Annotated in this window: 24 protein-coding genes and 2 pseudogenes; 25 read left to right on the top strand and 1 reads right to left on the bottom strand. The window is 60.6% G+C overall.

What is annotated here, in order from left to right:
- The first annotated feature begins 30 nt into the window (after positions 1–30).
- The 13 genes from plsX (at position 31) to B7L72_RS10075 (ending at position 12,288) form a co-directional block, all read left to right on the top strand.
- Entirely contained in the window at positions 31–1,041 is a 1,011-nt protein-coding gene (plsX, locus tag B7L72_RS10135) for a phosphate acyltransferase PlsX (protein ID WP_026001658.1), read from the top strand.
- A 149-nt stretch (positions 1,042–1,190) separates the two neighbouring features.
- Positions 1,191–2,150, top strand: a complete 960-nt coding sequence (gene fabD, locus B7L72_RS10130) for an ACP S-malonyltransferase (protein ID WP_016913550.1) — start codon at positions 1,191–1,193, stop codon at positions 2,148–2,150.
- 51 nt (positions 2,151–2,201) lie between these two features.
- Positions 2,202–2,945 carry a 3-oxoacyl-ACP reductase FabG gene (gene fabG, locus B7L72_RS10125; RefSeq protein ID WP_081194090.1) on the top strand — a complete coding sequence of 248 codons (744 nt, stop codon included), beginning with the start codon at positions 2,202–2,204 and terminating at the stop codon, positions 2,943–2,945.
- A 124-nt stretch (positions 2,946–3,069) separates the two neighbouring features.
- Positions 3,070–3,303 (top strand): acyl carrier protein, encoded by a 234-nt coding sequence (gene acpP / locus B7L72_RS10120; protein WP_008956801.1) that lies wholly within the window; start codon positions 3,070–3,072, stop codon positions 3,301–3,303.
- 194 nt (positions 3,304–3,497) lie between these two features.
- Positions 3,498–4,736 carry a beta-ketoacyl-ACP synthase II gene (gene fabF / locus B7L72_RS10115; protein ID WP_081194088.1) on the top strand — a complete coding sequence of 413 codons (1,239 nt, stop codon included), beginning with the start codon at positions 3,498–3,500 and terminating at the stop codon, positions 4,734–4,736.
- A 6-nt stretch (positions 4,737–4,742) separates the two neighbouring features.
- Entirely contained in the window at positions 4,743–5,543 is an 801-nt protein-coding gene (gene pabC / locus B7L72_RS10110; RefSeq protein ID WP_081194086.1) for an aminodeoxychorismate lyase, read from the top strand.
- 35 nt (positions 5,544–5,578) lie between these two features.
- On the top strand, positions 5,579–6,586 hold the full coding sequence (mltG, locus tag B7L72_RS10105) for an endolytic transglycosylase MltG (protein WP_081194084.1): 1,008 nt from the start codon (positions 5,579–5,581) through the stop codon (positions 6,584–6,586).
- A 54-nt stretch (positions 6,587–6,640) separates the two neighbouring features.
- Positions 6,641–7,294 carry a dTMP kinase gene (gene tmk / locus B7L72_RS10100; RefSeq protein WP_081194083.1) on the top strand — a complete coding sequence of 218 codons (654 nt, stop codon included), beginning with the start codon at positions 6,641–6,643 and terminating at the stop codon, positions 7,292–7,294.
- Positions 7,285–8,268, top strand: coding sequence for a DNA polymerase III subunit delta' (locus B7L72_RS10095; RefSeq protein WP_016913556.1), 984 nt, complete (start codon positions 7,285–7,287; stop codon positions 8,266–8,268). Before tmk ends, B7L72_RS10095 begins: the two co-directional genes overlap by 10 nt.
- A gap of 24 nt (positions 8,269–8,292) precedes the next feature.
- A complete protein-coding gene (locus B7L72_RS10090) occupies positions 8,293–8,628 on the top strand; it encodes a PilZ domain-containing protein (protein ID WP_016913557.1) in 336 nt (111 codons plus the stop codon).
- Between the two features lie 37 nt (positions 8,629–8,665).
- Positions 8,666–9,499 carry a TatD family hydrolase gene (locus B7L72_RS10085; protein WP_016913558.1) on the top strand — a complete coding sequence of 278 codons (834 nt, stop codon included), beginning with the start codon at positions 8,666–8,668 and terminating at the stop codon, positions 9,497–9,499.
- 27 nt (positions 9,500–9,526) lie between these two features.
- The gene (locus B7L72_RS10080; protein WP_081194082.1) at positions 9,527–10,087 is read left to right on the top strand and encodes a DUF1285 domain-containing protein; all 561 of its coding nucleotides are present in this window, start codon (positions 9,527–9,529) and stop codon (positions 10,085–10,087) included.
- On the top strand, positions 10,084–12,288 hold the full coding sequence (locus tag B7L72_RS10075; RefSeq protein WP_081194081.1) for an ATP-dependent helicase: 2,205 nt from the start codon (positions 10,084–10,086) through the stop codon (positions 12,286–12,288). The genes B7L72_RS10080 and B7L72_RS10075 overlap by 4 nt, the downstream gene beginning before the upstream one ends.
- A 25-nt stretch (positions 12,289–12,313) precedes the next feature.
- On the opposite strand, the pseudogene B7L72_RS10070 reads toward B7L72_RS10075, so the two are convergent.
- Positions 12,314–13,977 (bottom strand): annotated as a pseudogene (locus tag B7L72_RS10070) (electron transfer flavoprotein-ubiquinone oxidoreductase).
- Between the two features lie 358 nt (positions 13,978–14,335).
- Here B7L72_RS10070 and B7L72_RS10065 point away from each other — a divergent pair.
- The 12 genes and pseudogenes from B7L72_RS10065 to B7L72_RS10010 all read left to right on the top strand — a co-directional run.
- Positions 14,336–15,085 (top strand): electron transfer flavoprotein subunit beta/FixA family protein, encoded by a 750-nt coding sequence (locus B7L72_RS10065; protein ID WP_081194080.1) that lies wholly within the window; start codon positions 14,336–14,338, stop codon positions 15,083–15,085.
- A 14-nt stretch (positions 15,086–15,099) separates the two neighbouring features.
- Complete coding sequence (locus B7L72_RS10060; protein ID WP_081194079.1) at positions 15,100–16,026, top strand: electron transfer flavoprotein subunit alpha/FixB family protein; 927 nt, start codon at positions 15,100–15,102, stop codon at positions 16,024–16,026.
- A gap of 213 nt (positions 16,027–16,239) precedes the next feature.
- Positions 16,240–16,851 carry a superoxide dismutase gene (locus B7L72_RS10055; protein ID WP_081137116.1) on the top strand — a complete coding sequence of 204 codons (612 nt, stop codon included), beginning with the start codon at positions 16,240–16,242 and terminating at the stop codon, positions 16,849–16,851.
- A gap of 252 nt (positions 16,852–17,103) precedes the next feature.
- Positions 17,104–17,325 (top strand): glutaredoxin-like protein NrdH, encoded by a 222-nt coding sequence (gene nrdH / locus B7L72_RS10050; RefSeq protein ID WP_039177227.1) that lies wholly within the window; start codon positions 17,104–17,106, stop codon positions 17,323–17,325.
- Positions 17,326–17,335: 10 nt separating this feature from the next.
- On the top strand, positions 17,336–17,785 hold the full coding sequence (gene nrdI, locus B7L72_RS10045) for a class Ib ribonucleoside-diphosphate reductase assembly flavoprotein NrdI (protein WP_081137118.1): 450 nt from the start codon (positions 17,336–17,338) through the stop codon (positions 17,783–17,785).
- On the top strand, positions 17,752–19,965 hold the full coding sequence (gene nrdE, locus B7L72_RS10040; protein WP_081194078.1) for a class 1b ribonucleoside-diphosphate reductase subunit alpha: 2,214 nt from the start codon (positions 17,752–17,754) through the stop codon (positions 19,963–19,965). Before nrdI ends, nrdE begins: the two co-directional genes overlap by 34 nt.
- 44 nt (positions 19,966–20,009) lie before the next feature.
- The gene (nrdF, locus tag B7L72_RS10035; protein ID WP_016913568.1) at positions 20,010–20,981 is read left to right on the top strand and encodes a class 1b ribonucleoside-diphosphate reductase subunit beta; all 972 of its coding nucleotides are present in this window, start codon (positions 20,010–20,012) and stop codon (positions 20,979–20,981) included.
- Between the two features lie 218 nt (positions 20,982–21,199).
- Positions 21,200–21,970, top strand: a complete 771-nt coding sequence (locus tag B7L72_RS10030; protein WP_081137122.1) for a DUF3450 domain-containing protein — start codon at positions 21,200–21,202, stop codon at positions 21,968–21,970.
- Positions 21,970–23,337: a MotA/TolQ/ExbB proton channel family protein gene (locus B7L72_RS10025; RefSeq protein WP_081137124.1), complete on the top strand. Its 1,368-nt coding sequence runs from the start codon at positions 21,970–21,972 to the stop codon at positions 23,335–23,337. The genes B7L72_RS10030 and B7L72_RS10025 overlap by 1 nt, the downstream gene beginning before the upstream one ends.
- Before the next feature lies 1 nt (position 23,338).
- A complete protein-coding gene (locus B7L72_RS10020) occupies positions 23,339–23,881 on the top strand; it encodes a MotA/TolQ/ExbB proton channel family protein (RefSeq protein WP_039177218.1) in 543 nt (180 codons plus the stop codon).
- Positions 23,874–24,281: an ExbD/TolR family protein gene (locus B7L72_RS10015; protein ID WP_039177216.1), complete on the top strand. Its 408-nt coding sequence runs from the start codon at positions 23,874–23,876 to the stop codon at positions 24,279–24,281. The genes B7L72_RS10020 and B7L72_RS10015 overlap by 8 nt, the downstream gene beginning before the upstream one ends.
- Positions 24,278–24,601, top strand: a pseudogene (locus tag B7L72_RS10010) (iron transporter); the annotation flags it as partial. The gene B7L72_RS10015 and the pseudogene B7L72_RS10010, both read left to right, overlap by 4 nt.

Below are 24,601 nucleotides of genomic sequence, written 5' to 3'. Positions count from 1 at the left end.
CCTATCGCGCGGCCAATCAGTGTGAGTGCAGTGCGTCTTGCGATTGATGTCATGGGGGGTGACCAAGGCCCCCGTGCCATTATCGAAGGCTCTGCAAGGGCAGTAGTGGAAAATCCTGTGCTCGAGCTTGCCCTGTTTGGCCCGCATCAGCGTATCGTCGCTGAGCTCTCGCGCTTGCCGCAGCCCTTGGCTGCGGCAGTGTCACGTTTGGTGGTCATCGATGCGCCTGACAGCGTAGCGACTGATGCCACCGCCGCCTGGGCGTTGCGCCGGGGTCAGCACACCAGTATGGCGTCCATGCTGCGTCATGTGGCGGCTGGGCACGCCGTTGCAGGAGTGAGTGCTGGCAATACGGGGGCGCTTGTCGCGTTGGCGCGACGCGAGCTGGGCATGCTGGCAGGCTTCTCCAGACCAGCGATCAGTACCGCCATTCCTGCGCGTTCAGGGCGTCGCTGCTATTTGCTGGATCTTGGGGCCAACGTCGATTCACCTGCTGAACGTCTGGTAGACTTTGCCGCCATGGGAGCGGCCATGGCCCAGTGCATGGACGGTATCGAATGTCCGCGCGTGGCGCTGTTGAACGTTGGTTCGGAAGCCACCAAAGGCAGTGCCACGGTGCGTGAAGCAGATGCCTTGATCCGCCGTTATGCAGACCCCGGTTTCGACTATTGCGGCTATGCTGAGGGGGGTGATGTCTTCCAGGGCGAGCTGGACGTGGTGGTGTGTGATGGTTTCGTTGGCAATGTAATGCTCAAGGCAAGTGAAGGTTTGACTCGTATGCTGGTCGAGCGCGTCCAGATGGCGTTTGAATCGCGCCTCACTGGGCGGCTGGCAAGTCTACTGGCCAGGCCTGTACTCAGGCGCCTCAAGCAGGAGTTGGATCCGGTGCGCTATAACGGCGCTAGCCTGCTTGGGTTGCAGCATATCGTAGTGAAGAGTCATGGCGGGGCGCAGGCAGACGGCTTTTATTATGCCATTTTGCGAGCGCTGCACGAGGTAGAGCAGGATTTGCCCACTCAGTTGGCAAAACGCTTTCGCTGATGCCGCCGTGATCGGATGACAATAAACGATATACGATTTTGCGGGCTATTGGAGGCAGCAGGAGATGCCGACACCCGTTGTCAAACGGGGACAATAGCTACGCCTATCGCTCAATTGAGCAAATGCCTACAAGAGCAAAGGTGAACGACATGTCTCAACCCCTTGCCCTCATTTTTCCCGGGCAGGGCTCTCAGCAGCTTGGAATGCTGCGAGAGCTGGCCGAGCGCTACAGCGTGGTGGGAACGACCTTTGAGGAAGCGTCAGATGCGTTGGGCTACGATTTGTGGAAAGTAGTCCAGGAAGGACCTGAAGATGCATTGAACGCGACCGCATGCACCCAGCCGGCGCTGCTGACTTCCAGCGTGGCCATCTGGCGTGTGTGGCAGGAGTTGGAAGGGCCGCGCCCTAACGTGATGGCAGGCCACAGCCTGGGCGAATACAGCGCCATGGTGTGTGCCGGTGTCATGGGGTTTGCCGAGGGTGTGCAGCTGGTACGCCTGCGCGGCGAAGCCATGCAGCAGGCGGTGCCCGCTGGTCAGGGAGGAATGGCCGCCATTCTGGGCCTGGAGGACCAGGCGGTTGAAGATGCCTGTGCCCAGGCTGCCCAGGGCGACGTGGTGGCTGCAGTCAACTACAATTCGCCTGGTCAGGTGGTCATCGCGGGCAGCAAAGCGGCCGTCGAGCGTGCCATCGTCGCTTGCCAGGAGGCCGGGGCCAAGCGTGCGCTGGCCTTGCCTGTCTCAGTGCCTTCGCACTGTGCGCTGATGAAGCCAGCGGCCGAGCAGTTGGCCGAGGCCATGCAGAACATGGAGCTGCGTGCCCCTCGCTACACGGTGGTTCAGAATGTAGATGCCCAGGCGCATGCCGATATCGATACCCTGCGCACGCGCCTGATCGAGCAGCTTTACCAGCCGGTGCGCTGGTCTGCTTGCGTCGAGGCGATGACCGAGCAAGGGGCGAGCGTATTTATCGAGTGTGGCCCAGGCAAGGTGCTGACTGGTTTGAACAAGCGTATCGTGCGCAGTGCCAAGGGGTTGGCGGTGAATGACCCGGATAGCCTGGATGCCGCGCTGGAGCTCGCTCGCGAAGCGTTGGCAAACGGTGCGTGACCAGCGGTTGTTTTCTGCTACCTTTGCTAGTTTGGTGAAAGGATAAACGAAATGACGCAAGAAAAACGAGTGGCGCTGGTAACCGGTGCCAGCCGAGGCATCGGGCGAGCCATTGCGCATGAGCTAGGCCGCCAGGGGCGCATCGTGGTAGGCACGGCCACCAGTGTGTCAGGTGCCGAGAAGATCGATGCCGATCTCAAGGCCAATGGTATCGAAGGTGCAGGCCTGTGTCTGAACGTGACCGATCAGGCCAGCATCGATGAGGTGTTGAAGAGTATTGCCGAACGCTTTGGTGCGCCGACCATTCTGGTCAACAATGCCGGTATCACTCGTGATAACCTGCTCATGCGCATGAAGGAAGAGGAGTGGGACTCCGTCATGGATACCAACCTCAAGTCCGTCTATCGTGTCAGTAAGGCTTGCTTGCGTGGCATGACCAAGGCTCGTTTTGGTCGTATCGTGTCGATTAGCTCGGTGGTGGCGACCATGGGTAACCTGGGTCAGACCAACTACGCGGCCGCCAAGGCAGGCATGGAAGGGTTCAGTCGTGCACTGGCCCGTGAAGTTGCCTCGCGTGCGATCACGGTCAATGCCGTGGCACCGGGTTTCATCGCCACCGACATGACCGAAGCGCTGCCGGAAGCGCAGCACGAGATGCTGCTCAAGCAGATTCCGCTCGCTCGCTTGGGTGGGCCGGAAGAGATCGCCGCCGCAGTGGGGTTCCTGACCAGTGATGCTGCAGGTTACATCACGGGTGAAACCCTGCATGTCAATGGCGGTATGAATATGCGTTGATGGCCTTGAGACTGGCGGTTGCGTCAGCTTGAGGGCGTCTATAAACTACCCCGCAGCTTTTGGCTTGCGGTTTCCAAATAGCTGGTTATCTCTAACGGCTAATGTGAACGACTGGAGTACGTTGATGAGTACTATTGAAGAGCGCGTTAAAAAAGTTGTGGCTGAGCGCCTGAACGTAAAAGAAGAAGATATCCAGAATAGCTCTTCTTTCACAGAAGACCTGGGTGCTGACTCTCTGGACACCGTTGAACTGGTGATGGCGCTTGAAGAGGAATTCGACACCGAGATCCCCGACGAAGAAGCCGAGAAGATCACCACGGTTCAGGAAGCCATCGACTACGTAAACGCCCACCAGTAAGGGCTCGGTCGACGCTGTGAACCAGGGTGGCAGGCTGTCACCCATGTTAAAAAAGCCGTCCTGATGTGGGGCGGCTTTTTTGCTTTGCAGTCACAATGAATATACCGTGCAATCTCCGTTATACTAGTCACCAATTTTGTGCTGCAAAATGACCCGGACGGGTCGTGTCACCATGGATGCCTGGAGGAAAACTGATGGCGCGGAGAAGGGTAGTGGTAACCGGGTTAGGCCTGGTGACCCCAGTGGGCAACAACGTGGCTGAATCGTGGGCGAATATCGTCGCCGGTAAAAGTGGAATCGCAGCCATCGAGCATTTCGATACCAGCGGTTTCAACACGCGGTTTGGCGGTTCGGTCAAGGACTTCGATATCAGCCCTTATCTGAATCCGAAAGATGCCCGCAAGATGGATCTATTCATTCAATACGGCATGGCAGCCGGAGCCCAGGCCATTCAGGATTCTGGCATCGAGTGCACCGAAGAGAATGCCGAGCGGATTGGTGTGGCGGTAGGCTCGGGCATTGGCGGCCTGCCGATGATCGAGCAGAACCACAGTGCGCTGCTCAAGGGAGGCGCTCGTCGCGTGTCGCCGTTCTTCGTGCCCGGCTCTATCATCAATATGATTTCCGGTAACATGGCCATTCAGCACGGCTTCCGAGGCCCCAATATCGCGATTGCCACGGCCTGCACGTCGGGTACTCACAATATCGGCTACAGTGCGCGTACCATCGCCTATGGCGATGCCGACGTGATGGTGTGTGGCGGGGCAGAAATGGCCACTACGCCCTTGGGCCTGGGGGGCTTCTCGGCGGCCCGCGCCTTGTCTACTCGCAATGACGACCCGCAAGCGGCCAGCCGCCCCTGGGATCGGGATCGCGATGGTTTCGTGCTGTCCGACGGGGCGGGCATACTGGTGCTGGAAGAGTACGAGCACGCCAAGGCGCGCGGCGCACGCATCTATGCGGAGCTGGCAGGCTTTGGCATGAGCGATGATGCCTATCACATGACCGCCCCGCCGGAAGATGGTCGAGGCGCTGCGCTCTCCATGAGCAATGCCATCAAGGACGCGGGTATCGACCCCTCCGAGGTGGACTATATCAATGCCCATGGTACCTCGACGGCCGCAGGGGACCTGGCCGAAAGCCGTGCCGTCGAGAAGGTGTTGGGCAGTGCTGCGCAAGACGTAGCGGTCAGCTCGACCAAATCCATGATTGGCCACTTGCTGGGTGCGGCCGGTGCGGTCGAGGCGGTGTTCAGTATTCTGGCGATTCGTGATCAGGTGGCACCGCCCACCATCAACCTGGATAACCCCCAGGAGGGCTGTCGTCTCGACTACGTGCCCCACACCGCCCGCGACATGCGCATCGATATCACGCTCTCCAACTCCTTCGGGTTTGGTGGCACCAATGGTTCGCTGCTGTTCAAGCGGGTATAGCGCGTCATGACCATGCCTTGGGTGCCGTTCGATGACCGAGGGCTGGCGTATGGGGATGGCCTGTTCGAAACGGTACTGCTGCGTGAAGGGCAGCCCGTGCTGTGGTCATACCATCAGGCAAGATTGGCCTTGGGGTGCCAGCGGCTTGGTATTCCGATGCCTGCGGATTCAGCGCTTGCCGATACGTGGAAAACCCCCGCAGAGGCACCTCTGGAGGTGCTCAAGGTCATCGTGACCCGGGGCAGTGGAGGGCGCGGCTACGCGCTTCCCGATCAAATAGCGCCGAGGCTACTGAGCCGCAGAATGCCTTTTGCTGCCAGCCCCGAGCGCTGGCAGCCGGGGGTGCGCGTGCGCTTATGCCAACTGCGGCTGGGTCACCAGCCGCAGTTGGCGGGCATCAAGCACTTGAACCGCCTCGAAAACGTGCTTGCTCGCCGGGAGTGGCAGGCAAGTACCATTGCTGAAGGGCTGCTACTCGATCACCGCGATCACGTCATCGAAGCGACCAGCATGAACCTGTTCTGGCAATCGGGTCAGGCGTTGTTGACGCCCTTCGTCGATGGCTGCGGCGTCGCAGGAACGCTGCGGGCTGCGCTACTGGAGCTGGGGTATGTCAGGGAGAGCAAGCTGCCTGTGAGCGCGCTCTCCAGCGTCGAGCGCCTTTGGGTGGGCAACTCTGTGCAAGGTGTGTGGCCCGTGTATCGGTTGGATGACCCGCAGGGCAGCATCTTGCGTACCTGGCCGGAGGTGCAAGGCCCCGACCCGTTACAGCGGGTGGCCCATCCGTTATTGGGCTATCCAGCCTGAATAGCCAACAACGACTTTAAAATCACTGAGGTGACATCGTGAAACGGTTTCTTATCGCCGTGGGGCTGATCATTGCGCTAGGCGTTGCCGCAGTGGCCGGTGGCTACGCCTATTGGCAACATCGTCTGGCGGCGCCCATTGCGCTGGATGAGCCCGCGCTTTACCAGGTGCCTGCCGGTGCCGGCTTCAATCAGGTGCTTCGTCAGTTGGAAGCGGAAGGCATTATCCAGGCGCGTTGGCCCTTCCAACTGCTGGCGCGGCTGGAGCCCGAGCAGGTGCCGCGTCTGCGGGTAGGCGAATATCAGCTGGTGCCGGACATGAGCGGTATGGAGTTGGTGGCACTGCTGGGCAGCAACAACGTGGTGACGTACCCGTTGACCATCCCGGAAGGGTGGACCTTCCGCCAGATGCGCGCTTTGCTGGACAGTGCCCCGAAGCTGGAAAATCGCACTGCCGAGATGAGCGATGACGAGGTCATGGCCTTATTGGGGCGTGAAGGCACGTTTCCTGAGGGTTGGTTCTTTCCGGATACCTACCGCTACCACCTGGGCATGAGTGATGTGGATATTCTGCGCCAGTCGCTGAGCCGCATGGAGCGAATCCTGGAAGAGGTCTGGGAGCAGCGTGATGACGACCTGACCATCGATACCCCTTACGAGGCGTTGATCATGGCGTCGTTGATCGAACGCGAAACCGGTGCGCCGGAAGAGCGTCGTGAAATCGCCGGGGTGTTCAAGCGGCGCATGGAGCGGGGCATGCGGCTGCAGACCGACCCGACCATCATCTATGGCATGGGCGAGCGTTATCAGGGGCGCATTACTCGCGCCGACATCCGCGAGGCAACCCCCTACAATACTTACGTGATCGATGGCCTTCCGCCCACGCCCATCGCCATGCCGGGGCGCGCCTCGCTGGAGGCGGCGGTGAATCCGTTGCCGGGTGAAACGCTCTACTTCGTTTCCCGTGGCGATGGTACGCACCACTTTTCGCGCACCCTGCGCGAGCACAACAATGCGGTGAATCGCTATATTCGCAACCGCTGACACACAGATCATGGCGAGCATTATCATGGCGTATCTATTCCGTAAGGGGCAGCAATGAGCAAGCGTGGTCGCTTCATCACCCTGGAGGGCGGTGAGGGCGTCGGAAAATCTACCAACGTGGCGTTCGTGGAGGCCTGGCTGAAAGAGCAGGGGCTCGACGTAGTGCGAACTCGTGAGCCCGGTGGCACGCCGCGTGCCGAAGCCATTCGCGAGCTGCTGCTGGATCCTGCACCCCAGGAGCCGCTGAGCGTAGACGCTGAGCTGCTGCTGGTCTTTGCGGCCCGAGCACAGCATCTGGCGGAAAAAATCGTGCCGGCCCTGGAGCGCGGTGCCTGGGTAGTGTGTGACCGCTTCACCGACGCCACCTTTGCGTATCAGGGTGGCGGGCGTGGCATCGATCCGGCGCGCATTGCTCAGTTGGAGTGCTTCGTTCAGCAAGGGCTTTCGCCGGATTTGACGCTGCTGCTGGACATGCCCGTCGAGGCTGCCCGCCAACGCCTGGAGGGGCGGTTGCGTGATCTCAATACCCAGCGCGACCGTTTCGAGCAGGAGCAGGCCGCGTTTTTCGGCGCCGTGCGTGAGGCTTACCTGGCGCGGGCCCAAGCGGCACCGCAGCGCTTTGCCGTGGTCGATGCGGCACAGCCTCTCGAAAGCGTGCAGGCGGCCATTGCGCGCGCACTGGAAACACGGATGGCGCAATGGTCGTAAATGATGTCTTGCCGTGGCACCAGGCGACGTGGCGGCAGCTGGTTCGCTTGGCCGACAGCGGTCGCATGCCCCATGCGCTGCTGCTCAGCGGCGCCCATGGGGTGGGCAAGCAGCAGCTTGCCGAAGCGCTGATCGCACGCACGCTATGCGCGCAGCCCGGTGACCAGGCGTGTGGTCATTGCCATGCTTGCCATATGCTGGCGTCAGGCTATCACCCCGACCTGCTGAGGGTGTCGCCGGAGGAGGGCAAGCGTCAAATTCGCATAGACCCCATTCGCGAGGTCAACCGTTTCGTGTCACAAACGGCCCAGCAGGGCGGTTACCGAGTCATCGTCGTGTCACCGGCGGAGGCCATGAACATCGCGGCGGCCAATGCGCTGCTCAAGAGCCTCGAGGAGCCGGGTGAAAAGACGCTGTTCATTCTGCTCTCCGATGTACCCTCTCGCACGCTGCCCACCATCCGTTCGCGCTGCCAGCAGTGGGCGCTACCCAGCGTGGCATTCGACGAGTGCCGTGGCTGGCTGACCCAGCAGTTGGGCGGTGACGAGGCACACTTCTGGTGGCAAGTTTCAGGCGGACTGCCCTTGCTGGCGGTGGAGCTGGCGGCGCCGGAGGAGCGGGCGCTACGCCATCAGATTCATGACTGCTTCGAGCAGCTGGTCAGAGGCGCCGAGCCGGTGGCGGAGGCGGCGCGGTTGGATCGTCAGGCGATCGATTCGATCTTGTGGTACGGTATTGCCTGGCTTGAAGACTTGATCCGGCTAGGGCTGTCGGGCGAGCAAAGCGCGTTGCACAACCCGGATCTTGCGCCACTGTATCGGCAAGCCGTCAAGAATGGCCGGGTTCAGGATTGGTTTCGGCTGCTCGATTACGCCCGCGAGCAACGTCGGCTGCTGGCCGTGGGAGCCAACCCCAACCCGCAACTGGTGCTGGAGGCTTGGCTGGTGCGCTGGTCGGCCCTGCTGCGCTCATGACAACGTGTTTCTGACGAGGTGGTGATGGCTGCTCAAAAAGCGCTCTCCTTGACCATACCGGATGTGCCTACGCTGCTCGCTGCCTATATGCCTTTTCTGGATCGCGGCGGGATCTTCGTCCCCACGCCTTCGCTCTATCGTCTCGGGCAGCCGGTGGTATTGCTGTTGACGCTGCCGGGGGAGACCGAACGCCTTTCCGTCAGCGGTCAGGTCATCTGGATTTCGCCCGAAGGTGTCAGCGGCCGGCGGATGCCGGGCATCGGGGTGCACTTCAGCCAACAGGATTACCCTGTCCGCGACCGGATCGAGACTTTGCTGGCCGGTCAGCTGGACAAGGCGCCGCCTTCGTTCACGTTGTAACATCGTCGTCACGCCACTCATCCCCTGCGAGATTTTCATGTTCGTTGATTCACACTGTCATCTGGACCGCCTATCCGAGCTTACTCACGGCGGCGACGTGGCTGCCACGCTGGCAGCAGCGCGTGCTGCTCACGTGCATCAGTTTCTGGCCATCTCGACCTCGCTGGAAGCGTTGCCTGGTCTGGCCGCCATCGCCAGGGCACATGAGGATGTGGTGATATCGGCAGGGCTGCATCCGCTGCACCAGGCTCCGGTAGAGCCCAGCGTGGAGCAGATCGTGGAGGCCGCCCAGCAGTACGACGTGGTGGCCATCGGGGAAACCGGGCTGGACTACCACTATCAGGAGAGCGTACCACAGGCCGTTCAGCATGAACGCTTCAAGCGCCATCTGATCGCCGCTGCCGAGCTGGAGCTGCCGGTCATCGTGCATACTCGAGAGGCCAAGGAGGACACCCTGGCCCTGCTGCGCGAATACGCCGATCCTAACGTCGGCGGGGTATTGCACTGCTTCACCGAAGATCTGGACATGGCCCGAGAGGCCGTCCGGCTCGGCTTCTACATTTCGCTGTCGGGAATCATCACGTTTCGTAACGCAGCGCCATTGCGAGAGTTGGCTCGACAGCTGCCCCTCGACAGGCTGCTGATTGAAACCGATAGTCCTTATCTGGCCCCCGTGCCCTATCGTGGTAAACCCAATGAGCCTGCCTGGGTCGTCGAAGTCGCCGAGTGCATTGCTCAGCAGCGCGGCATCACCACCGACGAGGTCGCCATGCAGACTACCGCCAATTTCTACCATCTGTTTCGTGGTGCCGTTCCCGATGCACCGCCTCATGTCAAAGAAGCGCTGGCCCAGTCCGGTCTGTTGGTATAGCGCTCGGCGCAGTTCAGGAGAAGGGCGATGACGCTGGATCGGCTACTGCAGCAACGGGGTGACGCGGCAGATATTCCCCCGCTGGATACCTGGCATCCTGCGCTGTCTGGCGACATGGATATCGTGATTCATCCAGACGGCACCTGGCAGCACGAGGGGCAGCCGTTTGCGCGCCCGGCGGTGGCGAAGCTGCTGGCAAGCCTGCTGCGCCTGGACGATGAGGGCTACTGCCTGGTGACACCTGCGGAGCGCTGGCGCGTTCAAGTAGTGGACCGTCCGCTGCTGATCGTGGAAGCGGATTTCTACGCTGACGCCTGGTGGTTCAAGACTCAGTTCGACGATGTGGTGCGGCTGGACCACCAGCACCCGCTGACGCTGACCGCCACCCCCGACGGAGAGCTGGCCCCCGAGTGTGCGGTGCGCTTTGGCCTGGCCGCGCGTTTGCACCGCAACGTGTTCTACCGGCTGGTCGAGCAGGCCCAGATACACGAGCTGGCCGGTGGCCGCAGCGAGTGTCGTCTTTACAGTGCGGGTGAATGGCATCGGCTGGGCGTGTGGGATCACGGCGTGGCGGGTGAGGTCTCGTGAAACTGACTGCCGAACAGCAGGCCGTCGTTCACCACGATGCCGGGCATGCGCGGGTGGCGGCGGTAGCAGGGGCCGGTAAAACGACCACCATGGCCGCACGCGTGCTGCACCTGTTGGAGCAGGGAGTCTCCCCACGGCGGATGCTGGTGCTGATGTTCAACCGCTCGGCCAAGGATGATTTTCAGCGTCGCCTTGCCAAAATGGCGCCGCAGGGGCAAACCTTGCCGGATGTACGTACCTTCCATTCGCTCGGGCATCGGCTCACGCAAAGTTTGTGTCGTTGGGGAGCGCTGGCGCCGCGGCGGCTGCTCTCTGCCGAGTGGCAGATGGAGCGTCTGCTGCGCCAGGCAAGTCTCAATGTGCTGGACGATGCCGAGCAGCGGGATGCCGCCCTGGAAGGGGAGCGCCTGGAAGCGCTGGCTCATTTTTGTGCTCTGGTCAAAGCAGAGATGTTGCCTGCTGCCACGCTGTATGAGCAGCTAAGCTACGAGCCTGACACCGATTACTTTCCGGCAGCCTTCAGCGAGGCCGAGCGCCTGCTGGAAGCCGAAGGCGTCATGACTTACGCGGACTTGCTCTACCGCCCGCTGCAAGCGCTGGAGGCCGAGCCTGCTTTGCGTCAGCGGGTCGAAGGGTTCCTCGACCACGTCATCGTGGATGAATACCAGGATATCAATACCGTTCAGCAGCGGCTGCTGGCCGTACTGGCAGGCCCTGATGCCAGCGTCATGGCAGTGGGAGATGCCAATCAGTGCATCTATGAATGGCGGGGTGCCAGGCCGGACACCATGCTGGAAAACTTTACCGCCACCTTCGGCACCGCCACGGATTACCCGCTCTCCACGACCTTTCGCCATGGACACGCGCTGGCTCTGACGGCCAACCACGCCATCATGGCGAACCAGCGCCGCCCCGACCAGCTATGCCTGGCGGCTGCCCAGAATCCGAAGACTCAGGTCCGCGTGGGGCAGGGCAGCCGCCTGTTGCTGGATGCCTTGATGGACTGGCAGGCCCAGGGGCGGGCATTGAGTGATGCCAGCCTGCTGGTGCGTAGCTGGGCGCTTTCGGTGCCTTTTCAGCTGGCGCTGCTTCAGGCCGGGGTGCCTTTTCGGCTGCTGCGTGAGGATCGCTTCGTGTTTCGCCTGCCGCTTGTACAGGCACTGGCAGGCTATTTGAAGCTGTCTCGGCGGGCCGAACTGCTGCACGACCCCGAGCATCTGCTGCTGTTGCTGTCCCAGCCCACGCCGTTCGTGGCCCGTGAGCGTCTGCAGCGCCTGGCGTCTCAGCTGGCGGCCACCCAGCGCTGGCCAGAGCGAGATGACGCCGTGCTGTCCGCGCTCAAACCCTTGCAGCGGCGCACGCTGAAAAAACGCTGGGAGCTGCTGTGCGAGCTGCCGCGTTTGGCTGGCTGGCCGCCAGCCCGGCTGCTGCATCACGTGGTGGATACCATCGATGCCGAAAAGACCCTCAAGCGCGCGGCTGCTCGACGCGACAAGGGCGAGGAAGACGTGCGTCTGCTGGACGTGTTGATCGAACAGGCGGAGAGCGTTCGGGACCCCGATGCCTTCATCGAGCTGCTGGAGCGCCCAGTGGAGAATCAGGCCCAGGGCGTGTTGATTACCACGGTGCATGGTGCCAAAGGCCTGGAGTGGCCGCTGGTGGCGGTGGCCGGCGTCAATGAAGAGGACTTTCCCCACTACAGCCGCGACAACCCGCTCAGCGATGAGCGTCTGGAAGAGGAGCGGCGGCTGTTTTATGTGGCCATCACCCGCGCCAAAGAGCAGTTGCTGGTGCTGCATGACGGTGGCGCTCATCGCCCTAGTCGTTTCATTGGTGAAAGCGCCTGGCAGGATGCCGTGCGTATTGCTGAATGCCTGCATGATGAGGGCGGCAGCGCCGAGCCGCTGGAGGTATCGTCGCCTGGGTTGGTGAGACGCTACCTCGACCGGTTGGGACGCAGTGATATCGTTCTGACTGCCTCGCAGCTCAAGGAAACCCCTGCGGACTATCAAATGACCATGTCGTTCTACCCGGGCCAGCGTCTGCGACATGCCGTATTTGGGGAAGGGGAGGTGGCGGCCGTGGAGGGCAACCCGTCGGACCCCGTCATCGACGTGAGGTTTGTGCAAGCGGGGCGTCGACGGCTGATCGCACGGCGTGCGCCCATCGAACATATTGAGACACCGGTGTCGCCAGTCTGACAAGCGGCACCGGTGTTGGGTAGGCTTACATGTTCGGATAGTTCGGGCCGCCACCGCCTTCGGGGGCTACCCAGGTGATGTTCTGGGCCGGGTCCTTGATATCGCAGGTCTTGCAGTGTACGCAGTTCTGGAAGTTGATCTGGAAGCGTGGCTGGCCCTGGTCATCCTCCACCACTTCATAGACACCCGCTGGGCAGTAGCGCTGTGCGGGCTCGGCGTATGTCGGCAGGTTGTCCCGAATTGGCAACGCCGGGTCAGCCAGGCGCAGGTGGCAGGGCTGATCTTCTTCATGGTTGGTGTTCGAGAGAAATACCGAGGTGGACTTGTCGAAGGACAGCTTGCCGTCCGGCTTCGGATACTGAATCTTCTCGAATTCGGCCGCCGGTTTCAGGGCGCCGTGGTCGGTGGTGGTGTCGTGCACGTTGGGCAGCTTGTTGCCCAGCAGCTGGTTCGCGAAGTTATAAGCCCCGCCGCCGACCGTGCCATATTTATGGATGGCCGGACCGAAGCTAGCGCTCTCTTTCAACTCCTGGTAAGCCCAGCTGGCCTCCCACAGGCGTTCGAAGCTGGCCAGCGTCTGCCCACCCTCGTCGCCGCCCTTGATGGCTTCGAAGACGCTCTCTGCCGCCACCATGCCTGATTTCATGGCGGTGTGCAGGCCCTTGATCTTGGCAAAGTTCAGCGTGCCAGCGTCACAACCAATCAGCAGACCACCGGGGAAGGTCATCCTGGGCAGGCAGTTGAAGCCTCCCTTGGCAATCGCGCGCGCGCCATAAGCCACCCGCTTGCCGCCTTCCAGATATTGGCTGAGCACCGGGTGATGCTTCATGCGCTGGAATTCGTCGAAGGGCGAGAGCCACGGATTCTGATAGCCCAGGTCCATGATCAGCCCCACCACGACCTGCTGGTTTTCGGCGTGGTAGAGAAACCAGCCACCGTGGGTCTTGCTGTCCAGCGGCCAGCCAGAGCCGTGAACCACCAGGCCAGGCTCGTGCTTGTCGGCGGGTACATCCCATAGCTCTTTCAGCCCGATGCCGTAGTGTTGAGGGTCTCGACCAGCATCCAGCGAGAACTGCTTGATCAGGCGTTTGCCTAGATGGCCTCTGGCGCCCTCGGCAAATAGCGTGTACTTGGCGCGCAGCTCCATGCCGGGCATGTGGCTATCCTTGGGGGTGCCATCGGCACCGATGCCCATGTCGCCAATCAGAATGCCGCGCACCACGTCATCCTCGATGATCACTTCCTGGGCGGCGAAGCCCGGAAATATCTCGACGCCCAGGGATTCTGCCTGCTCACCCAGCCAGCGGCACAGGTTGCCTGCGCTGATCACGTAGCGGGTCAGTTCACCGCCGGTGTTGTGCATGCTTTTGGGTACCAGCGCATTGGGGATTTTCTGCGCCTTTTTGGCATCCTTCAGCAAATAAACATCGTCGCGCGTGGCGGGCGTGTTCAGAGGAGCGCCGCGCTCTTCCCAGTCGGGAAAAGCTCCGCCAGGGCGCGGGGTTCGAACACCGCGCCAGACAGAATATGCGCTCCTACCTCAGATCCTTTCTCGACCACGCAAACGGTCAGCTCTTGTTCCGCTGCGTTGGCCTGCTGCATCAAACGGCAGGCGGCGGCCAAGCCAGAGGGGCCTGCGCCCACGATGACCACGTCAAAATCCATTACATCGCGTTCAACGGTTTCCACCCGGTTTCTCCTTATTCTCATAAGTGCCACTCGTCGGTGCTAGCGATTGAGCACTAGCTTATGAAAAGATGGCCTTAATTTAAAACGGTCGTTTGCTTCTGGTTATCACCCATGATAGGCATAATACCTGTGTCAGGTAACCCCTACGATGGCAAAAGCGCACTTTACGGTAAAAGCCGCCAGCGACTACGACCAAGGCCGCAGTGATTAGGTGTTGTTGCATAAAGGTAGGCTGTGGCAAATTGATAGGGTTTTTCATTTGCTAGCCTATCAAACGCTTGCATGAATTTTTTTACGCTGCTATCCGAGCGGCGTCTGTTCAGGTCAACGGCTATCATCCAGGCCAAGCGAGGAACCTATGAAAGTACTGGTCGCGGTAAAACGCGTCATCGACTACAACGTCAAGATCCGCGTTAAAGCGGATCATTCTGACGTGGATCTTACCAACGTCAAAATGGCCATGAACCCTTTCTGCGAAATTGCCGTGGAAGAGGCCGTGCGCCTGAAAGAGAAGGGGGCGGCCAGTGAAGTGGTCGCTGTGACGGTAGGCCCCAGGGCTGCCCAGGAGCAGCTGCGCACCGCGCTGGCGCTGGGGGCTGACCGCGCCATCCACATCGAGACCGACGAGCGCGTCGAATCGCTGGCGGTGGCCAAGCTGCTGGCCAAGGTGGTGGATGAAGAGCAGCCCGGTTTGGTAATTCTCGGCAAACAGGCCATCGACACCGACAATAACCAGACCGGCCAGATGCTGGCGGCGCTGACCAATCTGCCCCAGGGCACTTTCGCCTCGGAAGTCGCCATCGATGGCGACAAGGTGAACGTCACCCGTGAAATCGACGGCGGCCTGCAAACCGTCGCCCTCACGCTGCCTGCCATTGTCACCACCGACCTGCGCCTCAACGAGCCGCGCTACGCCAAGCTGCCGGACATCATGAAGGCCAAGAAAAAGCCGCTGGACGTCAAGACCCCCGCCGACTATGGAGTCGAGGTCGCGTCAAACGTCACGCTGCTCAAGGTCGAGTCACCCGCCGAGCGCAAGGGCGGTATCAAGGTCGCCTCGGTGGACGAGCTGATCGACAAACTGAAAAACGAAGCCAAGGTGCTTTAAAAGGAGCTGATCTCATGAGCATTCTGGTACTTGCCGACCTGCATGAAGGTCAGTTGGCCAGCGCCACCGCCCACGTCGTGGCAGCCGCCCAGGCGATCGGTGGCGATATCGATGTACTGGTCGCCGGTGAAGGCGTCCAGGCCGCCGCCGAAGCCGCCGCGACACTCGACGGCGTGAGCAAGGTGCGCGTGGCGGACAACGCCGTCTACGCCCATCAGCTTGCCGAGCCCATGGGCGCGCTGCTGGTCGCCCTGGCCGACGACTACACCCACGTGCTGACCAGCGCCTCCACCACCGGCAAGAACGTGCTGCCGCGGCTGGCCGCGCTGAAAGACGTCAGCCAACTGTCGGAAGTGATTGGCGTCGAGAGCGCCGACACCTTCCTGCGCCCGATCTACGCCGGTAACGCCATCGCCACGGTGAAAAGCGACGACCCGCTGAAAGTCATCACCGTGCGCACCACCGCCTTCGATGCGGTAGGCAGCGGCGGTAGCGCCAGCGTGGAAGCCGTGGACGTGGTCGTCGACAACGCCCAGTCCCGTTTCGTGAAGCAGGAGCTGGCCCAGAGCGACCGCCCGGAACTCGGCGGTGCCAGGGTCGTCATCTCCGGCGGCCGCGGCATGGGCAACGGCGAAAACTTCAAACTGCTGGACGGCATTGCCGACAAGTTGGGTGCCGCCATTGGCGCGTCTCGTGCAGCGGTGGATGCAGGCTTCGTGCCCAACGACATGCAGGTGGGCCAGACCGGCAAGATCGTCGCCCCCGAGCTCTACATTGCCGTGGGCATCAGCGGCGCGATTCAACACCTGGCGGGGATGAAAGACTCCAAGGTGATCGTGGCGATCAACAAGGACGAAGAGGCCCCGATCTTCCAGGTAGCCGACTACGGCCTGGTGGGGGATCTGTTCGAGATCCTGCCGGAGCTGGAGAGCAAGCTGTAAGCAGGAACGCCGTTTTACCAAAAGCCGACGTCGCAAGAGGTCGGCTTTTTTAATGGCGATGAATTCGATAAACTGAAAATAGTTGACTAAAGTGCTGGGATAAAGAAGTCGTCGCGCTGGTAGAAAAATTGCTGGGGCGGCAGTTGAAAAGGGTGAAGCAAGACCGCACCTTAGGTAGTGAACGTTATAGAAGCCACTCAAGGAGAAGATAGCATGGCCCATACCCTTCCTGAATTACCGTACGCTTACGATGCACTCGAGCCGCACATCGATGCGATGACGATGGAGATTCACCACTCTCGTCACCACAACACCTACGTGACCAACCTGAACGGCGCTTTGGAAGGCACCGGTCTGGAAGACGTGCCCGTAGAAGAGTTGGTCGCCAATCTGGATCGCGTGCCGGAAGAGAAGCGTCAGGCTGTCATCAACAACGGCGGTGGTCACGCCAACCACTCCATGTTCTGGCAGATGATGTCTCCCAATGGTGGCGGTCAGCCCCAGGGTGATGTTGCCAAGGCCATCGATGCTGAGCTGGGTGGCTTCGATGCGTTCAAGGACGCTTTCAAAAAAGCGGCGCTGGGCCGTTTTGGCAGCGGCTGGGCGTGGCTATCTGTCACACCCGAGAAGAAGCTGGTCGTCGAGAACACGCTCAACCAGGATAGCCCTCTGATGCATGGCAACACGCCGCTGCTGGGTCTGGATGTATGGGAGCACGCGTACTACCTCAAGTTCCAGAACAAGCGCCCCGACTATGTTGACGCTTTCTTCAATGTCGTGAACTGGGAAGACGTCGAGCGTCGCTACCAGGCTGCCAAGGCCTGATAATGGTCGAAAATTGCGCCTGAGCGCGTGATTTTACAGCCAAAGCCGCCCCCTTTTAGGGGGCGGCTTTTTTTGGGTTTCTGGGTATAGCGCTGGGTATGGATTGTCAATAACCTGTGGATGAAAAAAATACCATATATGCTTGAATTGATTTTCTGGTGATCTATATATAGTATGCGTGGAGAATTTCAGAGGGGTGGCGCCATTACCATGCGCTACCCGAAAAGTGTCGCTATGAAAAGGAAAATAGCCATGGAAATCCAAATTTATAGCAAGCCTGCCTGCGTACAGTGCACCGCTACCTATCGTGCGCTGGACAAGCAGGGTTTGGAGTACACCGTGATCGACATTACGGAAGAGTCTGGCGCGCAGCAGCAGGTCGAAGCTCTGGGCTATCGTCAGTTGCCGGTCGTCGTGGTAGGTGAGGATCACTGGTCCGGCTTCCGCCCTGACCGTATCCAGGCGCTGGCATAGTTCAGCCGCCATGCACACGGCCACGGTGGAAACCAGGCAGGCGGGTACGCTGGTCTATTTTTCCACCAAGTCAGGCAATACCCATCGGTTTATCGAAAGGCTTGGCTTGAGCGCCCAGCGGCTGCCATTGAATCGTGAAGAGCCCACACCACGCGTCACGCAGCCTTACATATTGGTGACGCCTACCTACGGCGGTGGCCATGCACAAGGCGCCGTGCCGGGGCAGGTGATTCGCTTCTTGAACGATGAGTACAATCGGCACCTCATTCGAGGTGTCATTGCCTCGGGTAATACGAATTTTGGTGAAGCTTACGGGTTGGCAGGGCGCATCATCGCGCAAAAGTGCCGGGTACCGTTGCTTTATCGCTTTGAACTGTTTGGCACCGATGACGATGTCGCCAAGGTCCGCAAAGGAGTAGAAGAGTTTTGGAAACGTCAAGCTCAGTCTCTAACAACGTAGCGTCCACCAGCGCCGCTACCAAGAAGTCGGCAGAAGCGAAACGTCCTGCTGCGGGTACCAACGAAGCGCGTACGCTGGATTATCATGCGCTCAACGCGATGCTCAATCTGTACGGTGCCAACGGCGAACTGCAGTTGGACAAGGACCGCGAAGCAGCGCGTCAGTACTTCCTTCAGCACGTCAACCAGAACACGGTTTTCTTCCACTCGCTGGAAGAGAAGCTGGACTACCTGGTGGAAGAGGGCTATTACGAGGCCAACGTACTCGATCAGTACAGCTTCGCATTCATCAAGTCGCTGTTCGAGCAGGCGTATGCCTACAAGTTTCGCTTCCCCAGCTTCCTGGGTGCCTTCAAGTACTACACCAGCTATACGCTGAAGACCTTCGATGGCAAGCGTTACCTGGAGCGCTACGAAGATCGCGTGTGCATGGTTGCGCTGACGCTGGCGCGTGGGGATGAAGCGCTGGCCAAGTCGCTGGTGGATGAAGTGATCAGTGGTCGCTTCCAGCCAGCCACGCCGACTTTCCTGAACTGCGGCAAACAGCAGCGCGGTGAGCTGGTGTCATGCTTCCTGCTGCGTATCGAAGACAACATGGAGTCGATCGGGCGGTCGATCAACTCAGCGCTGCAGCTCTCCAAGCGTGGTGGTGGGGTGGCGTTCCTGCTGACCAACATTCGTGAGTCTGGCGCGCCGATCAAGCGTATCGAAAACCAGTCGTCGGGCATCATCCCCATCATGAAGCTGCTGGAAGATGCGTTCTCTTACGCCAACCAGCTGGGGGCTCGTCAGGGTGCCGGGGCTGTGTACCTGAATGCTCACCACCCTGACATTCTGCGTTTCCTCGACACCAAGCGTGAAAATGCCGACGAAAAGATCCGCATCAAGACGCTTTCGCTGGGCGTGACCATTCCGGATATCACGTTCGAACTGGCCAAGCGCAACGACGACATGTACCTGTTCTCCCCCTATGATGTAGAGCGGGTCTACGGGGTGCCGTTTGGCGATATCAGCGTCACCGAGAAGTACCATGAAATGGTGGCGGATGCGCGCATTCGCAAGCAGAAGATCAATGCTCGTGCCTTCTTCCAGACGCTGGCTGAGCTGCAGTTCGAGTCCGGTTACCCGTACATCATGTTCGAAGATACGGTCAATCGCGCCAACCCGATTGCCGGTCGCATCAACATGAGCAACCTCTGCTCCGAGATTCTGCAGGTCAACACGCCGACCGAGTATGACGACGACCTGGGATACCGCGACATCGGTCAGGACATCTCCTGCAACCTGGGCTCGATGAACATTGCCAAGGTCATGGATTCGGGCGATATCGGCACCAGCGTCGAAATCGCCATTCGCGGCCTGACCGCCGTGTCCGAAATGAGCAACCTGAGCAGCGTGCCCTCGATTGCCGAAGGGAATGCCAAGTCGCGTGCGATTGGTCTGGGGCAGATGAACCTGCACGGTTTCCTGGCGCGTGAGCACATCTATTATGGCTCGGAAGAGGGGTTGGATTTCACCAACCTGTACTTCTACTGCGTCGCGTTCCATGCCATTCGTGCCTCGAACCAGCTGGCCATTGAGCATGGCGCCACCTTCGCCGGTTTCGAGGACTCCACCTACGCGTCGGGCACGTTCTTCGACAAGTACACCGACCAGGCCTGGCTGCCGCGTACCGAAAAAGTACGCCAGCTGTTCGAACGCAGTGGTATTGCGCTGCCGACCCAGGAAGATTGGCAGGCCCTGAAGGCCTCGGTCATGGCGCACGGCCTGTACAACCGCAACTTGCAGGCAGTGCCGCCCACGGGCTCGATCTCCTATATCAACAACTCCACTTCCAGTATTCATCCGGTGGCGGCGAGAATCGAGATTCGTAAAGAAGGCAAGCTGGGGCGGGTCTATTATCCGGCGCCGTTCTTGAATGAAGACAACTTCGATTACTTTCAGGATGCCTATGAAATTGGCCCTGAGAAAATCATCGATACTTATGCAGAAGCGTCGAAGCATGTGGATCAGGGGCTGTCACTGACACTGTTCTTCCCTGATACCGCTACCACTCGGGATATCAACAAGGCGCAGATCTATGCATGGCGGAAGGGTATCAAGACCCTTTACTACATTCGCTTGCGCCAAAGCGCGCTGGAAGGCACCGAGGTAGAAGGCTGTGTCTCCTGCACGCTGTAACGATATTCCCACTGGCATGTGATGACGTTTAGAAGAGAGCGCTGATGACAACGATGCAACGCCTGTCGCGGGTTAATGCGATCAACTGGAACCGTCTGCAGGACGATAAAGATCTGGAGGTGTGGAACCGCCTGACCAGCAACTTCTGGCTGCCGGAAAAAGTGCCGCTATCCAACGATATTCAGTCGTGGAACACCCTGACTCAGCAGGAAAAGCAGCTGACCATCCGGGTCTTCACCGGCCTGACGCTGCTCGATACCATCCAGAGCAGCGTGGGTGCGCCGGTGTTGATGGAAGATGCGCGTACGCCCCATGAAGAAGCGGTGTATACCAACATTGCCTTCATGGAATCGGTGCATGCGCGCTCCTACAGCTCGATTTTCTCGACGCTGTGCGCCACCCGGGACGTGGACGATGCGTTCCGTTGGAGTGAGGAGAACCCGTCGCTCCAGCTGAAGTCCGAGCTGATTCTCAAGCGCTATCGCTCCGATGACCCGCTGATGCGCAAAGTGGCCAGCGTTTTCCTGGAGTCGTTCCTGTTCTACTCCGGCTTCTATCTGCCCATGTACTGGTCCAGCCATGCCAAGCTGACCAATACCGCTGACCTGATTCGTCTGATCATTCGTGACGAAGCGGTGCACGGTTACTACGTGGGCTACAAGTTCCAGCAGGCGCTGGCGGAAGCCACCCCGGAGCGTCAGCAGGAAGTGAAGGATTATGCCTACGAGCTGCTGCTGGAGCTGTACGACAACGAAGTGCGCTACACCGAGTCGCTGTATGATGCGGTGGGCTTGACCGAAGACGTGAAGAAGTTCCTGCACTACAACGCCAACAAGGCGTTGATGAACCTCGGTTTCGAGCCGCTGTTCCCCAGCAGTGTCACGGACGTCGACCCGACGATCATGGCGGCGCTGTCCCCCAGCGCAGACGAGAACCACGACTTCTTCTCGGGGTCTGGCTCGTCCTACGTCATCGGCAAGGCCGTCGCTACCGAAGACGACGACTGGGCGTTCTGATCGTTCAATTAGCGTGCCACTCAACGGGAGCCTCAGAGCTCCCGTTTTTTATGGGTGATGAAAAGATTTCGTTATTGAATGTTAATGATAAATATTGTCATTTGCTCTATTGATGGTAGGCTATGCACGCTAACGATTTAAACGCAAATCGTTCTTATATTTGGTGAGCCTTGGCGAGCTGATACTGATAGCGCGCTGAGCAGTGAGGGAGAGACGACGTGCTGAAAAGGCCTTTCTTTGCCTTGAGCGGATATTGGCTTGCTGGAATGCTGGCCAGTACATCGCTGATGGCGAGCGATGAAACGATGGATCAGGCGGCCCAGAGTGTCGAGGCCCAGCAAGTGCAATCTGAGCTGCAGCAGCAAATCGACAGGGCCGACGAAGCAACGCGAGAACAGTTGGAAGAATTGCGCCAACTGGAGCAGGAGACGCGGCAGATGAGCGCTTCCAATGCTGCCCTGAGTAGTCGCCTGGCCGGTGAAGCGGAGCGCCAGCAGCGGTTGGCCCAGGCGCTGGATACGCTGAGCGATACACGTGCTGCGCTGCCGGCCATCGAGCAGGATATGGCCGAACAGCTCAGCCAATGGATCGCGTCGGATCTGCCTTTCCTGCGCGCCGAGCGCTTGGCACGCGTAGAAGGGGCCGAGGCGTCCACCCAGGAGAGCGCCGAACGGATTGCCGAGCTGCTCGAAGCCTGGCGTGCAGAGCTGGCATACGGCCGCCAGGTGGATCGCTGGCGGGGGCGTTTGCAGCGCGACGGCGAGGCTCCTCGGGAAGTCGATTATCTGCGTATTGGGCGTATTGGCCTCTATTACCTGACGCCGGATGGCCGTGAGGGCGGCGTATGGGACCAGCAGCGCGGCGAATGGCTGGCGCTGGAAGAGCGTGCACGCCGAGAAGTGCGTAATGGCCTGCGTATTGCCGATGATCAGCGTACGCCTGAACTGCTGCAATTGCCGCTATCGATCACCGCCACAGGAGCGCCGTAATGAAACTATCCAGCTATCGGCGCGGCGTGCACAAGATGGCCTGCCTGCTGCTGGCCATGAGCGTTTGGGCGAGCGCCCCGGCCATTGCCCAAAGCAGTGATGTCACGACGCTGCGTGATGCCCGCGAAGCAGCAGAAGCGCGAGATCAGGCGCGGCTGCAGTCGTTTCTGGAAGATCAGGACGCCCTGGCTGCTGCCCTGGAGGAAGCACGCGCCGCGCACGCAGCCGCCGAGCAGGAGCAGGTTGCCCTGCAGGCGCAGCAGCAAGAGCAGGCCGAGCAGGCCGAGGTTTTGGCTCAGCGTCAGGATGAGCAGGGGGAGGCCCTTACGGCACTGTTGGCCGATCTGACGCGGCACAGCGAGGAGCTGCGCAACGAGTTGGGAGGGGAGAGCTGGCTGACGTTGACGCCTGACGCTTTGCCTCCGCGCCTCAACGACGTCGAGGTGCTGGAGCGTGAGCACCTGGAGAGCGTGGTAGACCGGCTGGCAGCCTTGACCATGAACACCGGGCAGGCCGAGCGTCTCGAGTTGCCCGTGGCAGACGGTGCTGGCGAGATTGCGCCTCGTCAGGTGGTCCGTTTGGGGGATTTTGCCGCTTTCACGGAGTCGGCACTGCTCCGCAAGGGGCAGGATGACCAGAGCCTGGCCGAGCTGCCGCGTACGCCGTCGGAAATCCGCCGTCTGCTCGCCGCCTACCACCAAGGTGAGAGCCGTGAATTTGCCATCGACCCTACCCAGGGCAGCGTACTGCAGGCGTTGGCCCAGCAGCCCAGTCTCTGGGAGCGTTTCCAGCAGGGGGGCTATGTCGGCTATGTGGTCGTGGTGCTGGGGGGTATCGGTCTGTTGGTGGCGCTGGCGCAATACCTCTATCTGCTGCTGGTAAGCGCACGGGTGCGTCGTCAACGCCGTCAGTTGGAGCAGCCGCGAGCAGACAATCCGCTGGGCCGAGTGCTGCAGCGTTTCAAGGACATGGACAAGCATCAAACCCCCGAAGCCCTCGAAGCCCGCCTGGATGAAGCGGTGCTGGCAGAGCTGCCGCGCATCGAGCGAGGCCAGCCCATCGTCAAGCTGTTGGCCGCCATTGCGCCGCTGCTGGGCCTGTTGGGTACGGTGACGGGCATGATCGTCACCTTTCAGGCCATTACCGTGTTCGGTACCGGTGACCCGCAGCTCATGGCGGGAGGGATCAGTCAGGCATTGGTGACGACGGTATTGGGTCTGGTGACAGCGGTGCCGTTGCTGTTTGCACAAACGGCACTGTCCAGCCGTAGCCGGTCCATTACGCAAGTGATCGAAGGGGAGGCTAGCGCCACCCTGGCCGATCACCTGGAAGCGCAGTCCGCCCATCCCGGGCAAGCGGTGAACTGATATGCCGACGTTGCCCCTTTGGCTGGAGCCGGTAGAGCGGTTGTTGGATGCCGGTGGCGCGGTGCTGGTGGTGCTTGCGCTGGTGGCCGTGCTGGTGTTCGCCATGGCCATCGAACGCTGGTGGTACTACCGCATCAGCTGGCGACGTGCGCGTCGTCAGCTGGTGCACCGCTGGGCAGCGCGTAGCGACCATCGCAGCTGGAGCGCACGGACGTTGCGCGATGTGTGGAGTGCGGCCCTGGTGGCCAAGCTGCGTCGGCCGCTGCCGTGGATCAAATTGCTGGTGGCGTTGTGCCCGCTGTTGGGTTTGCTGGGCACGGTCACCGGCATGATCACCGTGTTCGATAGCCTCTCCATGAGTGACACCCATCAGGCCCGAGCCATGGCCGATGGCGTGGCCCGAGCCACGCTACCCACATTGACAGGCATGGCCATTGCCGTGGTGGGCATGCTGTTTATCAGCCGTTTGGAGCACGTGATTCGCCGCGAAGACCAGCGTCTGCATGATCGCCTGGCGCGTGCCCTGGAGGAAAATGATGCGTAGACGCCGTTCCATAGAGGCCGTCGAAGAGAGCAATGAAGTCAACTTGACCCCAATGCTGGATGTGGTCTTCATCATGCTGATCTTCTTTATCGTGACGACCAGCTTTATCAAGGAGAGTGGCGTAGAGATCGAGCGCCCGGAAGCGGCCGCCGCCACACAGCGTCCGGACGCCCAGGTGCTGATCGCGATTACGCCGGAAGGAGCCGTCTGGGTGGATGGTCGTCCGGTCGATGCCCATCGCATCGGTCAGGAAGTGGCCGGCATGCTCAGTGGCGATGGCTCGGTGGTCATCCAGGCCGATCGAGCGTCCACCACTGGACTGCTGATCGAAGTGATGGATCGCCTGCAGCAGGCAGGCGTAGAGCAAGTGGCGGTGGCGGCTAGTCGGAGTGCGCCATGATACGCCACGGGTTCTCGCTGCTGGCTGGTGCTGCGCTGGCGATGGGGCTGTTCTGGATGCTGGCGCTGCTGGTGGCACCTCCGGAGCGCAGCGTCGACGAGCCGGTCATGTCCATGGCCATGACCATGGTGGAAGCGCCTGAGCAGGCTGCCGAGCCGGAAACGCCGCCGCCAGAGCCTGCCCAGGCGGCTCCTGCGGCTCCCCCTCCTGCACCAGCGCCTGCCCCTGCGCCGGTCGCGACGAGTCAGATTGCGCTGCCCGATCTGGCTTTGCCGGATGCACCGGTAGAGCCGCTGGAGTTGGAGAGCGAGCTGCCGGAG

This window comes from Halomonas sp. BC1, from assembly GCF_002078135.1.
GTDB lineage: Bacteria > Pseudomonadota > Gammaproteobacteria > Pseudomonadales > Halomonadaceae > Vreelandella > Vreelandella stevensii.
Note: the sequence above shows the minus strand (reverse complement) of the source record. Positions and strands in the feature narration are given on the sequence as shown.